At 73.1% G+C, this 12,847-nt stretch carries 13 protein-coding genes; 5 read left to right on the top strand and 8 right to left on the bottom strand.

Annotation, left to right across the window (positions count from 1 at the left end; genetic code table 11):
• Positions 1-77: 77 nt before the first annotated feature.
• The gene (locus tag HEK131_RS09015; protein ID WP_217465441.1) at positions 78-1,727 is read right to left on the bottom strand and encodes an MFS transporter; all 1,650 of its coding nucleotides are present in this window, start codon (positions 1,725-1,727) and stop codon (positions 78-80) included.
• 257 nt (positions 1,728-1,984) lie between these two features.
• Here HEK131_RS09015 and HEK131_RS09010 point away from each other — a divergent pair, with 257 nt between their 5' ends.
• Both HEK131_RS09010 and HEK131_RS09005 read left to right on the top strand, forming a co-directional pair.
• Positions 1,985-3,151 carry a glycosyltransferase family 39 protein gene (locus HEK131_RS09010; RefSeq protein ID WP_244334319.1) on the top strand — a complete coding sequence of 389 codons (1,167 nt, stop codon included), beginning with the start codon at positions 1,985-1,987 and terminating at the stop codon, positions 3,149-3,151.
• A 236-nt stretch (positions 3,152-3,387) separates the two neighbouring features.
• The gene (locus tag HEK131_RS09005) at positions 3,388-4,404 is read left to right on the top strand and encodes a phosphatase PAP2 family protein (RefSeq protein ID WP_244334318.1); all 1,017 of its coding nucleotides are present in this window, start codon (positions 3,388-3,390) and stop codon (positions 4,402-4,404) included.
• A gap of 8 nt (positions 4,405-4,412) precedes the next feature.
• On the opposite strand, the gene HEK131_RS09000 is transcribed toward HEK131_RS09005, so the two are convergent.
• Both HEK131_RS09000 and HEK131_RS08995 read right to left on the bottom strand, forming a co-directional pair.
• A complete protein-coding gene (locus tag HEK131_RS09000; protein ID WP_244334317.1) occupies positions 4,413-4,628 on the bottom strand; it encodes an I78 family peptidase inhibitor in 216 nt (71 codons plus the stop codon).
• 417 nt (positions 4,629-5,045) lie between these two features.
• Positions 5,046-5,744: a transglycosylase family protein gene (locus HEK131_RS08995; RefSeq protein ID WP_244334316.1), complete on the bottom strand. Its 699-nt coding sequence runs from the start codon at positions 5,742-5,744 to the stop codon at positions 5,046-5,048.
• A 537-nt stretch (positions 5,745-6,281) separates the two neighbouring features.
• Here HEK131_RS08995 and HEK131_RS08990 point away from each other — a divergent pair.
• A complete protein-coding gene (locus HEK131_RS08990) occupies positions 6,282-7,067 on the top strand; it encodes a hypothetical protein (protein ID WP_217465468.1) in 786 nt (261 codons plus the stop codon).
• A gap of 137 nt (positions 7,068-7,204) precedes the next feature.
• Positions 7,205-7,600 (top strand): hypothetical protein, encoded by a 396-nt coding sequence (locus tag HEK131_RS08985; protein WP_161149847.1) that lies wholly within the window; start codon positions 7,205-7,207, stop codon positions 7,598-7,600.
• 75 nt (positions 7,601-7,675) lie between these two features.
• On the opposite strand, the gene der is transcribed toward HEK131_RS08985, so the two are convergent.
• From der to aroH, 5 genes are all read right to left on the bottom strand, one after another.
• Positions 7,676-9,157: a ribosome biogenesis GTPase Der gene (der, locus tag HEK131_RS08980; protein WP_244334315.1), complete on the bottom strand. Its 1,482-nt coding sequence runs from the start codon at positions 9,155-9,157 to the stop codon at positions 7,676-7,678.
• A gap of 63 nt (positions 9,158-9,220) precedes the next feature.
• Positions 9,221-9,823, bottom strand: a complete 603-nt coding sequence (locus tag HEK131_RS08975) for a lysophospholipid acyltransferase family protein (RefSeq protein ID WP_051720498.1) — start codon at positions 9,821-9,823, stop codon at positions 9,221-9,223.
• Positions 9,824-9,885: 62 nt separating this feature from the next.
• Complete coding sequence (cmk, locus tag HEK131_RS08970) at positions 9,886-10,581, bottom strand: (d)CMP kinase (protein ID WP_217465435.1); 696 nt, start codon at positions 10,579-10,581, stop codon at positions 9,886-9,888.
• Positions 10,582-10,709: 128 nt separating this feature from the next.
• Complete coding sequence (locus HEK131_RS08965; RefSeq protein ID WP_217465434.1) at positions 10,710-11,804, bottom strand: prephenate dehydrogenase; 1,095 nt, start codon at positions 11,802-11,804, stop codon at positions 10,710-10,712.
• Complete coding sequence (gene aroH, locus HEK131_RS08960) at positions 11,801-12,163, bottom strand: chorismate mutase (RefSeq protein WP_244334314.1); 363 nt, start codon at positions 12,161-12,163, stop codon at positions 11,801-11,803. Before aroH ends, HEK131_RS08965 begins: the two co-directional genes overlap by 4 nt.
• A 237-nt stretch (positions 12,164-12,400) precedes the next feature.
• Here aroH and HEK131_RS08955 point away from each other — a divergent pair, with 237 nt between their 5' ends.
• Entirely contained in the window at positions 12,401-12,844 is a 444-nt protein-coding gene (locus HEK131_RS08955) for a Rieske (2Fe-2S) protein (protein ID WP_217465432.1), read from the top strand.
• Positions 12,845-12,847 lie beyond the last annotated feature (3 nt).

Raw genomic sequence — 12,847 nt, 5'->3', positions numbered from 1 at the left:
AACTAGCAGCGCTAGTTACGATGCCCGGCCGACGTTACGGCCGACTCCGCCCCACGTCCAGAGCGACAGTGCCGCGGTCAGGCGGACACCGTGGGTTTCCCGGCCGCCCTGGGCGCGGGGAGGTCGCCCTTGGCGAGCGGTACGGGGGTCTGCGTCACCGGTTCCGGCGCCCCGGCGCCCTCCGGCGCGCAGTTCATTACCTTGGGCAGCCGGAGCGCCATCAGCGCGCCGAGCAGCAGCAGACCGGCGCTGACCAGCAGGGTCACGTGCAGCCCGTGCACGAAGGAGTCGCGGGCCGCGTGGCGCAGCGCGGCTCCGGCGGGCCCGCCGAGCCGTGCGGCCACCTCGTAGGCCTCGCCCAGCGAGCGGCCCGCCGCCGAGGAGGCGGAGGCGGGGACGCCGGGCACGGAGCTGAGGGCGGGCGCGTAGGCCGCGTTCATCACGCTGCCGAGCAGGGCGATGCCGATGCCCGCGCCCAACTGGTAGGAGGTCTCGCCGATGGCCGCGGCGCCGCCGGCCCGGTCGGCCGGGGCCTCGCTGAGCATGGACTCGTAGGCCCCGAAGAGGGTCGTCTCCAGGCCGAAGCCGAGCAGGACGAAGCCGGTCAGGAGCAGCGGGGTGTTGTCGTGGCCGCCCATCGCGGTGAGGAGGACGACGGCGACGGCGGTGAGGCAGAACCCGGCGCAGACCATCCGGCGCGGCCCGAGGAGGCGCAGCACCCGCGCGCCCGCGAGGCCCGCCGCCATCGCGGCGACGGTCAGCGGCAGCAGCCGCAGCCCGGTCTGGAGCGGGGACAGCCCCAGGACGAGCTGGAGGTACTGCGCGGCGATCAGCTCCAGGCCGACCAGGGCCAGCATGGCGAGCACGATGCAGCCCACGGAGGTGCTGAACGCGGGCCGCCGGAACATGCCGAGGTCGACCAGGGGGTGGGCGCGGCGGGACTGGCGCCGTACGAAGAGGAAGAGGAGCGCCGCGCCCACCACGAGCGGTACCAGGGTGAGCGGGCCGGTCATGTCCTCGCCGCCGCCGAGCCGCTTGACGCCGAGGACGACGCCGAACAGGCCGCCGGCCGCCATCAGCGCGCCGACGACGTCCCAGGGGCCGTCGCGCTCGCCGCGCGACTCGGGCAGCAGCATCCGGCCGACCGGCAGGCTCACCAGCATCAGCGGGATGTTGACCAGGAAGACGGAGCCCCACCAGAAGTGCTCCAGCAGGAACCCGCCGAGCAGCGGGCCGACGGCCGCGCCGACGGCGGCGACCGCGCTCCAGATGCCGATGGCGAGCGCCCGTTCGCGCCGGTCGGGGAAGACCTGGCGCAGGATGGACAGCGTGGCCGGCATGATCATGGCGCCGCCGACACCGAGCAGCGCGCGGGCCAGGATCAGCGTCTCGCCGTTGTGGGCGAGCGCGGCCAGGGCCGAGGCCAGGCCGAAGAGGGTGTAGCCGAGCAGGAGGACGCGTCTGCGTCCGACCCGGTCGCCCAGCGTGCCGAAGAGGATCAGCAGCGAGGCGCAGACCAGGGGATAGATGTCGACGATCCAGAGCAGTTCCACCGCGCTGGGTCTGAGGTCCTCGGTGACGGCGGGGACCGCCACGTGCAGCACGGTGGCGTCGAGGCCGACGAGCAGCAGGCTGACACAGAGGACGACGAGGACGACCCAGCGGTTGGCACCGGCCCCGGCCGCCCGACGGCACGGCCTGACGGCGGCCGCGGTCGTCCCGGACATACACGTACCTCCAGAAGAATCCTCGCGTGCGGCGGGTCGGCGGGGTGGGGTCTCCACGCCGTACGGCCGGAGAGGAGCGGTGTCTCCGGCCCGCTCGGACCCACGCGGGTGGCTCGTCAGCGTACGCGAGTTCATGCCCTGGTCACGTGGCGGACCTCTCACCGGTGCGCACCGATCGGTGTGGCGTGCGCCACCCTCGCGACCTGCGCTCACCGGCGTGTGACCGGGCGGTCCGCGCGGCCGTCGATAATCGGCGCGTGACCGAAACAGCTACGCGGCCGGCCCCGCCCGCGACCTCCCTCCCCCGCCGGGCCCTGCCCGCGCTCCTGGGGTACGTGGAGGTCCGCGCCCTGGGGCTGGCCGTGCTGGCCGTGTGGAGCGCGGCACGCGGCACGAGCGCGCACAAGCTGCTCTCCGCCCGCTGGGACTCCCTCTGGTACGCGCGGGTCGCCGGGGCGGGCTACGGCCACGAGGTCCGGCTGCCCGACGGTGACGTCCACTCGGACCTGGCGTTCTTCCCGCTGCTGCCCTGGCTGGAGCGGCTGCTGCACGCGGTGACCCCGCTGTCGTACGCGGACGCGGGTCTCGCGGTCTCCGCGCTGGCCTCGCTCGCGGCGGTCGGCGGGATCTTCGCGGTGGCGGACCGGCTGTACGGGGCGCGGGCCGGGGTGTGCGCGGTGCTGCTGTGGGCGGTGCTGCCGGTCGGGATCGTGCAGTCGATGGCGTACAGCGAGTCCCTGTTCACCGCGCTGGCCGCCTGGTCGCTGTTCGCGGTGCTGTCCGGGCGCTGGGTGACGGCGGGGCTGCTGGCCTCGTTCGCCGGTCTCACCCGGCCGGTGGGGGCGGCGGTGGTCGCCGCGGTCTGGGTCGCGGCCATCGCCTCGTCCCGACGAACCGGGAGCACGCCCGGCGCGCCGCGCGCCCCGGCGTGGCGAAGGGTGCTCGGCGCGGCCCTGGCTCCGCTGGGCGCGGCGGCCTATGTGCTGTGGGTGGGCCACCGCACCGGGGACGGCCTGCTCGGCTATCTCGACGTCCAGGCGGGATGGCGCAACGGCTTCGACGGCGGGTACGCCTTCGCGCGCTTCGTCGCCGCCATGCTCACGGCGTTCCCCTCGGCTCTCGCGGGCATCGCCCTGATCCTCGGCGTCGCCCTGCTGCTCCGGCTGTACCTGGCCGGGGTGCGCCAGCGGCAGCCGCTCGCGCTGCTCGTGTACAGCGGGGTCGTGCTGGCGCTGGCCCTGTGCGCGTCGAGCTACTTCGGCTCCAAGCCCCGCCTGCTGCTACCGGCCTTCCCGCTGCTGTTCCCCCTGGCCCGCGCCCTGGCCCGGGCCCGCCCGGCCCGCGCGGCGCTGCTCACCGCGGCGCTCGCGGCCGTCGCGGCCCTCTACGGCGCCCTGTGGCTGAACGGCTCCGGCCCGCCCTGACCGGCCCGCGGGCCGGGTGAGCGCCCGCCGAATACGAGGCCACCTTTCGGTGAACCAATTTAAAAGCGCCATAAAGACACTCCCCGGCTGATCGGGGAAATTGCGGGGGCCGCTTCGGCGATATTGCCGACGCTCAGGAATTCAAGTGGTTCCTGAGAGGTTTCCCACATCACATCGTCATCACAAAGCCCCGGTAACGACCAGGAACACAGCTCACTCGCTGTAACGTCGATTGGGTGCGTACCGAACGAAACCTCACCCGGCGTCTGGACCGGGTGTTCGCCAGGCTGGACCGTGAGCCGGAACGACCGGCCCACATCGATGTGCCGAGGATGTCCCGGCACCGGGTCGTGCTGTTCTCCTCGACCCTGGCCTTCTACCTGGCGATCGTGTGGGCCGTGATCACCACGTCCTGGCTGGTCCGGCTGGACTGGCGGGTCATGTTCTTCCGGCCGTACCAGCAGTGGCCCGAGATCCACGCCTTCCTCGACTACTACGTGGTGCTCGGCCAGCGCGGCCCCACCGCGGTGATGGTCGCGGCCTGGCTCGGCTGGCGCTCCTGGCGGCAGCACACGGTCCGTCCGCTGCTGACCCTGGCCGCCTCGCTGCTGCTGCTGAACATCACGGTCGGCGCCGCCAAGCTCGGCATGGGCCGGCTCGGCCCGCACTACGCCACCGTGATCGGCTCGAACGAGATGGGTCTGGGCGGAGACATATTTCCCAGCGGTCACACCGCCAACGCGGTCGTGACCTGGGGCATCCTGGCCTATCTGGCCTCCACGCCGACGGCGCGCCGCTGGCTGTCGGCGCTCTCCGCCGTCACCTCGCTCGGCGTCGGCCTCACCACCGTCTACCTCGGTACGCACTGGCTGAGCGACGTGCTGCTGGGCTGGGCCGCCGGACTGCTGATCCTGCTGGCGCTGCCGTGGTTCGAGCCGCTGATCTCCAAGGTCGAGGACGCGCTGTTCGCCCTGCGGGACCGCCTGCGCGCCCGTCGGCGGCGTTCCGCACCGGCGCCGTCCGCGCCGCTCGCACCGGTGGCGCTCCAGCCCCTGGGCAAGGTCGCCGAGCCGGCCGCCGCGACGCGGGAGCCGGTCGGGTCCGCGCGCGGTGCCCGGCCCCCGATCCATCTGGCGCCGGGCCCGCACACCACCCGCTCGGAGCGCACCCCGGTCACCCCGGCGGGCAGCCGCCGTCCGCCGCACGCCGCGGACCGGCTCCCGCGCGGCGCCTCCCAGGCCGCGCGCCCCTGACGGCCGGGTCAGCCCTTCCAGACACGGGCGACCCGGCCGTCCCGCACCTCGAAGTTGAGGCGGCCCGTGCGGTACTCCATGGTGATGACCGCGCCGGGCGGCAGCGCCCGCACCGTCTGCCAGCCCTGGCTCCGGGCGCGCCGGTCGGCGTCCTCCGCGGCCAGGCCGACGTAGTTGTCCAGGGTGTCCTGCGGCTCCGGTGGCGGAGCGGGAATCTGTGCCATGCGGCCACGCTAGGCGGCGCGCGGCGACTACGGAAGGCACCCGTTCCGACGGGTCCGGGGTACCGCCCGGTCACACTTCTGTCACAGCTCCCCGCACCGGTGACCCGCGCTCTTCGTCACACGTATGGGGGTTTCCGTTCACCTTCACGGGGTAATCGAACAGAATTTTCCCGCAGGGCCGGTCACGGGCTTCAATTACCGGTCGTAATGCGTCGGATCACACACCGGAACCGGCCAAGAACGGGACCTGACGTTTTTCCCGCGAAATAGGGCGCAGAGGCCTGGGATCTGACGGCGCATAGGAAATTCACGGGTTCCCCGGCGCGTCCCCGCTCACCGGTTCCGCACGAACAGGTATGCGAACGGCCGCCGCCCTCAGGAGGGCGGCGGCCGTGGCCGTCGAGGCGGGGCTACGCGTCAGAGCGCGAGCTGCTGCCCCGGCACGATCAGGTTCGGGTCGGCCCCGATGACCGACCGGTTGGCGGCGTAGACCCGCTGCCAACTCATGCCGTGCCGGGCCGCGATGGTGCTCAGCGTGTCGCCCTCGCGGACGGTGTAGCCGCCCCGGTGGGCACCCCGGTCGGCGTGGGTCGCCGCCGGGCGCTGCGTCGCCTTGGCCGGTGCGGACCGGGCCGGTACGGACTTCTTGCGCACGGTGCCCTTGTCGGTCCCGGTGCCCGCGGCGGACGCGGGTGCGCCGCCGGAGGCTCCGGCGCGGCCGGAGCAGACCGGCCAGGCCCCCCAGCCCTGGGCCTGCTGAACCTTGGTCGCCACGGCGATCTGCGCGCTCCTCGACGCCTGGTCCGCGGTGGGGGCGTAGGCGCCGCCCCCGTAGGCACGCCACGTGCCGGCGGAGAACTGGAGTCCGCCGTAGTAGCCGTTGCCGGTGTTGATGCTCCAGTTGCCGCCGCTCTCGCACTGGGCGATGCGGTCCCAGACTCCGTTGTCCGCCGCCTGGGCCTCTCCGGAGGCGGCCAGCAGCCCCAGCGGGGCGAGCAGCGCGGCCCCGGCGAGGGCGGCCGTCGTGCGGCCCTTGCGGGCGCCGCCGTGACGGTTCGCGTCACGGGCGGTGTCGGCGGCGGCGGTCGAACGGGTGGTATCGGCACACTCGGACATGCAGTTCCCTCTCCACGAACCCGGGCTCCCCCTGGGCGGGGCGCGTCTCGCCGCGTAGGACCGCGGTTCCACGTGCCCGCCCCGTCCACCGGTTCCGGTGCCACGGCCGCTATCGGCCCGGCGCCGGGCGGCGGACCTACCCGAGCGGTGCTAGTTGCACACGGCGAAGGAATCTAAGGAGGACAGGTGCCACATTTCAACAACACCCCGTCGGGGCAGGCCAGTTGGCGGTTACCGCAGGTATCGGCGATTTCCGGCCAACCACTTCATACGGTTATTTCGGGAATTGTCGACCATAGGGTGAGGACGCCTGTGACCCACATCACCCGTTCAAGTTCCTTGACCGTGCACGGAGTTGACGCTCAGTGGCCGATTCGGTGCCGAAAGTGACCCTGCGCGGTGGTCGGTTCGATTCCGTTCCCCCTGGGGCGTGACCCCCACCACAGGACGCCCGTTGTCTTCTGCATGAGCCCGCAACCCTACGGCTCAGCGACCGGGAGCCACCCGGCCGACCGCGCGCATCCCGAGGGAGCCATCGTGCCGCGCATGCTCGACGTCAGTGACGCCGTACGCGCCGAGATCGGCGACGAAGAAGCCGACCGGCTGCTCGCCGGAGAGAACGCTCCGGGCAGTTACGACTGCACGTCCTGCCGCACTCCGGGGGACTCCGGGCAGGAACGCACCAGCACCGTCCTGTTCGTCGGTGACGAGACCGCCGTCCTCGCCTTCGCCCACGCGGGCTGTCTGCCCTCGCAGGTCGTGCAGGTCACCGAGGAGCAGTTGCAGGGCGCCGTCCGCTCCATCGGCGGCGAGGCGGCCCCGGGAGAACAGCCCCGGCAGGCCGCGCCCGAGCCCGCCGTGCTCGGGGTGACCAGCGGACTGGTGCTGATCGAGGGCGAGCTGCACCCGGCGCTCGTGGTCGAGCCGACCGGACCCATCGCCCGCCCCGGCGCCACCGGGGGCGGTGACGACTTCCTGCCGCTCCTGATCGAGCAGGGCTTCATGCCGGTGACCGCGCTGGCCTCCGTCCCGCCGGTGCTGCACGGCTGGTCGGTGCTGCTCGCCGTGGGCCAACTGCACGCGGTGCTCCAGCCGGGGCCGCACGGCAGCCAGCCGGTGGCGTGGTGGCAGGCCCACCAGCCGCTCCAGGTCACGGACAGTTGGCGGGCCGCCGCCAACAAGCACCAGCAGGTGCTGATGTTCGCCGCCCCGGTCGGCTCCATCGGCCGCCAGCCCCGCGAGGACCTGCTGCGCGACGCGCTGGACAAGGCCGCCGCGAACGGCCGTCTGGTCGCGGCCGCGCTGCCGCTCGCCGGCACCTGAGACCGCCTCCCCCGGCCACCGGCCGTGCCGGCCCCCCACCCCCTGGGGCCGGCACGGCCGGTCGTGCTGTCCGGCGCGCCGCCGAAGGCCGCTCACGGGCCCGCATCTCTTTGGGGGGCACCGTCGTTTGGACATACGTGCACCCATACGACACTTCTCCCCGCCGGCCCGCCCTGTCCCCCGTTCCCGTCGCCCGGTCCGGGCAGGAGAACTCCGGCGGACCCTCGTCCACGCCGATCTACGACACGCTGTACGCGGAGTGGGTCAAGACCTTCCGTACGCTGCCCTTCGATCGCAGTGGTGAGGAGAACCTCGATTTCACCGCCTTCGGGAGCCTCCCGCAGAGCACGGGCTCGTACGGCGGGCACCGGCCGGGGTCGTTCAGCAGCTCCTACAGCGCCTACAGCGCGGGCGCGTACAGCGCGCGGCAGCAGTCCCAGTGGCAGCGGATCGGCACGATCGGGCGGGCCCAGCCGGACGGCAACGGCTCGGGACCGGCGGCGCTCCCCCCGGGCCCGCGCCAGGGAAACTGAGCCGCACGCGAAAGGGCGGCCCGTCTCCACCGAGACCGGGCCGCCCTTTCGCGTACTTCGTGTCCGCCGCAGCGGTTACTTCTTCTTCGCGCCGCGCTTCTCGCGCACCCGCACCGAGAGGTGGATCGGGGTGCCCTCGAAGCCGAACTCCTCGCGCAGGCGGCGCTCGATGAAGCGCCGGTAGCCCGCCTCGATGAAGCCGGAGGCGAAGAGGACGAAGCGCGGCGGCTTGGTGCCCGCCTGGGTGCCGAACAGGATGCGCGGCTGCTTGCCGCCCCGCACCGGGTGCGGGTGGGCGGCGACCAGCTCGCCGAGGAAGGCATTCAGCCGGCCGGTGGGGACCCGGCTCTCCCAGCCGTCGAGCGCGGTCTCGATCGCCGGGACCAGCTTCTCCATGTGGCGGCCGGTGCGGGCGGAGACGTTGACGCGCGGGGCCCAGGCGACCTGGCCCAGCTCCGTCTCGATCTCCCGCTCCAGGTAGTAGCGGCGCTCCTCGTCGAGGGTGTCCCACTTGTTGAAGGCGAGCACCACGGCGCGGCCCGCGTCGACGGCCATGGTGACGATGCGCTGGTCCTGCACGGAGATGTTCTCGGAGGCGTCCAGCAGGATGACCGCGACCTCCGCCTTCTCCACGGCGGCGGCCGTGCGCAGGGAGGCGTAGTAGTCGGCGCCCTGCTGGAGGTGGACACGCTTGCGGATGCCCGCGGTGTCGACGAACTTCCAGGTCTTGCCGCCGAGGTCGATCAGCTCGTCGACCGGGTCGCGGGTGGTGCCCGCCATCTCGTTGACGACGACGCGCTCCTCGCCCGCGACCTTGTTCAGCAGCGAGGACTTGCCGACGTTCGGGCGGCCGATCAGCGCGATCCGGCGCGGGCCGCCGACGCCGGTGCCGAAGGTCTGCGCGGGGGCGTCGGGCAGCGCCTCCAGGACGGCGTCCAGCATGTCGCCGGTGCCGCGGCCGTGCAGGGCGGAGACCGGGTGCGGCTCGCCGAGGCCCAAGGCCCACAGGTAGGCCGCGTCGGACTCGCCGGAGAGGCCGTCGACCTTGTTGGCGGCCAGCACGACCGGCTTGCCGGCCTTGCGCAGCAGCCGGACCACGGCCTCGTCGGTGTCGGTGGCGCCGACCTTGGCGTCCACCACGAAGACGACCGCGTCGGCGGCCTCGATCGCGTACTCGGCCTGGGCGGCCACGGAGGCGTCGATGCCGAGGACGTCCTGCTCCCAGCCGCCGGTGTCGACGACCTTGAAACGGCGGCCGGCCCACTCCGCCTCATAGGTGACGCGGTCGCGGGTGACGCCGGGCTTGTCCTCGACGACCGCCTCACGGCGGCCGATGATCCGGTTCACCAGGGTCGACTTGCCGACGTTGGGACGGCCGACGACGGCGAGCACGGGGAGCGGGCCGTGGCCCGCCTCCTCGATGGCGCCCTCGACGTCGTGGATGTCGAAGCCCTCTTCCGCGGCGAGCTGCATGAACTCCGCGTACTCGGCGTCGCCGAGAGCCCCGTGCTCGTGCTCGTGCGCGGCCGAGCCGTCGGGCTGGTTCTGGTCGTTCATGAAGTCCGTACCTCGTCGTCGTTCGTCGTGATCGGTGGATCGGCCCGTTCCGGGCCGGTTCCACTACTCAAGTGTCGCCCAGCGCCCGGTCAGGCGCCTGGCGTTTTCCAGGTGTGCGGTGAGCCGCTTCTGGATGCGCTCGGTCGCCTCGTCCAGCGCCTTGCGCGTGCGCCGCCCGCTTCCGTCGCCCGCTTCGAACGGGTCTCCGAAGACCACGTCGACGCGCGAGCGCAGCGGCGGCAGCGCCTTGACCAGGCGGCCGGGCCGGTCGGCGCTGCCGAGCACGGCCACGGGCACGATCGGTGCCCCGCCGCGCACGGCGAAGTAGGCGAGCCCGGCGCGCAGCGAGGCGAAGTCGCCCTCGCCCCGGGTGCCCTCCGGGAAGATGCCCAGGACCCCGCCCTGCTCCAGCACACCGAGCGCCCTGCCGATGGCGGTGCGGTCGGCGGTGGTGCGGTCGACCTTGAGCTGGCCGATGCCGGTCAGGAAGGGGTCGAGCGGCCCGATGAACGCCTCCTGCTTGATCAGGAAGTGCGTCGGCCGGGGCGCCACGCCCATGACCATCGGGCCGTCGATGTTGTGGGAGTGGTTCACGGCGAGGATCACCGGGCCACTGGCGGGCACCTTCCAGGCACCCAGCACGCGTGGCTTCCACAGGCCGTACATCAGCCCGACGCCGATGCGCCGGCCGATCTCGGCGCCCCGCTCGGAGGGCGGTGCGGGCAGGCTCACTTCCCGGCCCGCTTCTCCTCGACCAGGGTGACGACGCACTCGATGACCTGGGCGAGGGTCAGCTCGGTGGTGTCCACCTCGACCGCGTCGCCGGCCTTGGCGAGCGGGGAGGTCTTGCGGCTGGAGTCGGCCGCGTCCCGCTGGATCAGCGCCTCGCGGGTGGCGGCGACGTCGGAGCCCTTCACCTCGCCGCTGCGGCGGGCCGCGCGAGCCTCCGGGGAGGCGGTGAGGAAGATCTTCAGGTCGGCGTCGGGCAGCACGGTCGTGCCGATGTCACGGCCCTCGACCACGATGCCCTCCTCGGCCCCGGCGGCGATGGAGCGCTGCAGCTCGGTGATCCGGGTGCGCACCTCGGGCACGGCGCTGACCGCGCTGACCTTGGAGGTGACGTCCTGGGTGCGGATCGGGCCGGCCACGTCGAAGCCGTCGACGGTGATGGTGGGGGCCAGCGGGTCGGTGCCGGAGACGATCTCCGCCTTGCCCGCGACGGCGGCGATCGCGGTGGGGTCCGCGAGGTCGATGCCGTTGGTCACCATCCACCAGGTGATGGCCCGGTACTGGGCGCCGGTGTCCAGGTAGCTGAGGCCGAGCTGCGCGGCCACGGCCTTCGACGTGCTCGACTTGCCCGTGCCGGAGGGGCCGTCGATCGCTACGATCACGGGCTTGGCGGTCGGGGCGGCGCCGTTTTCCACGGGAGGGCACCTTCCTGGTGAAGGGTGTCGGTCGGGGTGGCGGGGCGCGAGGGCGCCCCGCACAAGGTTACTGGGTGTGGGTCACTCGTACGGACGCACAGGGGTGGCGGGACCAGCGGGGACCCGCGTCACTGCCTCAGCGCCCAGCCACGCTCGCGCAGCGCCTCGGTGAGGACGGGCGCGGCCCCCGGCTCGACCATGAGCTGGACGAGACCGGCCTGCTGTCCGGCGGCGTGCTCGATGCGGACGTCCTCGATGTTGACCCCGGCCCGTCCGGCGTCGGCGAAGATGCGGGCCAACTGGCCGGGCTGGTCGTCGATGAGGACGGCGACGGTCTCGTAGGCGCGCGGCGCTGTGCCGTGCTTGCCGGGGACGCGGACCTGGCCGGCGTTGCCCCGGCGCAGCACGTCCTCGATGCCGGCGCCGCCGGTGCGCCGCTTGTCCTCGTCGGCGGACTGCAGGGCGCGCAGGGCCCGCACGGTCTCGTCGAGATCGGCGGAGACGTCGGTGAGGAGGTCGGCCACGGGTCCGGGGTTGGCGGAGAGGATGTCGATCCACATCCGGGGGTCGGAGGCCGCGATCCGGGTGACGTCGCGGATGCCCTGCCCGCACAGCCGTACGGCCGACTCCTCGGCGTTCTCCAGCCGGGCGGCGACCATGCTGGAGACCAGGTGCGGCATGTGGGAGACCAGCGCGACGGCGCGGTCGTGGGCGTCGGCGTCCATGACGACCGGGACGGCCCGGCAGTGCGAGACGAGTTCGAGGGCGAGGTTCAGCACCTCGGTGTCGGTGTCGCGGGTGGGGGTGAGCACCCAGGGGCGGCCCTCGAAGAGGTCGGCGGTGGCGGCCAGCGGGCCGGACTTCTCGCGGCCGGACATGGGGTGGGTGCCGAGGTAGCGGGCGAGGACGGCCTCGTCCAGGCCGAGCGCCTCCAGTTCGCGGCGCGGGCCGCCCTTGACGCTGGCCACGTCGAGGTAGCCGTGCGCGAGGTCGCGGCGCATGGCGTCGGCGAGGACGGTGGCGACGTGGGCGGGCGGGGCGGCGACCAGGGCGAGGTCGACCCGGCCCTGCGGCGGCTCGTCGGTGCCGGCGCCGAGGGCGGCGGCGGTGCGGGCCTGCGCGGGGTCGTGGTCGGCGAGGTGGACGGTGACGCCCCGCTGGGTGAGGGCGAGCGCGGCCGAGGTCCCGATGAGCCCGGTGCCGATGACGAGTGCGGTTCTCACTGGGCGATGTCCTTGCGCAGGGCGGCGGCGGAGCCGAGGTAGACGTGGTTGACGGCGCTGCGGGGCCGGTCGGACTCGATGTGCGCGAGCAGCCGGACGACCCTCGGCATGGCGCCGGCGATGTCCAGCTCCTGGGCGCAGATCAGGGGCACGTCGACGATGCCGAGCTTGCGCGCGGCGGCGGCCGGGAAGTCGCTGTGCAGGTCGGGGGTGGCCGTGAACCAGATGCTGATCAGGTCGTCGGCGGTGAGGTCGTTCCGCTCCAGGACGGCGGTCAGCAGGGCTGCGACCTGCTCCTCCATGTGGCCGGACTCGTCCCGCTCCAACTGGACGGCCCCCCGGACCGCTCGTACCGCCACTGCGCTGCTCCTCGCTGACTGCTGCGCCGGCCCGTGCCGGCTTCTGGTGCGTCCAGCCTAGTCAGCGTGGGCGGGCGGGGTGCGCGCCGCCCGCGCCGTGAGACGGGGCGCCCGTTCGGCCGAGGCGGGGTCCGACCCGCTGCCGCCTCCTTCGTCCGGGCCGCGTTCGATGCCAGGATGCCCGGAAGTCTGGCACTTTCTGCCATTTCCAGCCCCTTGGACATACGGAGTGACGACATGAACCAGCCCGCGACACGGCGCACGCTTCTCGCCACAGGGGCCGCCACGCTCGCCGTCTGCTGCGTGGGATGCGGCGACGACGGCGACAGTTCCTCGGCCGCCGCCAGCACCTCCCCCGGCGAGAGCTCCTCGGCCTCCTCCGGCTCCGGCGACGGGCAGGCGCTGGGGAACGTCGGCGAGATCCCGGAGGGCGGCGGCAAGATCTTCACGGCGGAGAAGGTCGTGGTGACACAGCCCGCCAAGGGCGAGTACAAGGCGTTCTCCGCCATCTGCACCCACCAGGGCTGCACGCTGAACAAGGTCGCGGACGGCACGGTCGACTGCCCCTGCCACGGCAGCAGGTTCCGCATCTCCGACGGCTCGGTGGCGCACGGCCCGGCCACCGAGCCGCTGGCCGCCAAGGAGATCATGGTGCACGGAAATTCGATCCACCTGGGCTGACCG

Origin of the sequence: Streptomyces seoulensis (assembly GCF_022846655.1) — a bacterium.
In the GTDB taxonomy this organism is placed as follows: Bacteria; Actinomycetota; Actinomycetes; order Streptomycetales; family Streptomycetaceae; genus Streptomyces.
The sequence above is the reverse complement of the archived record's forward strand: the minus strand, read 5'-3'. Positions and strand labels throughout refer to the sequence as shown.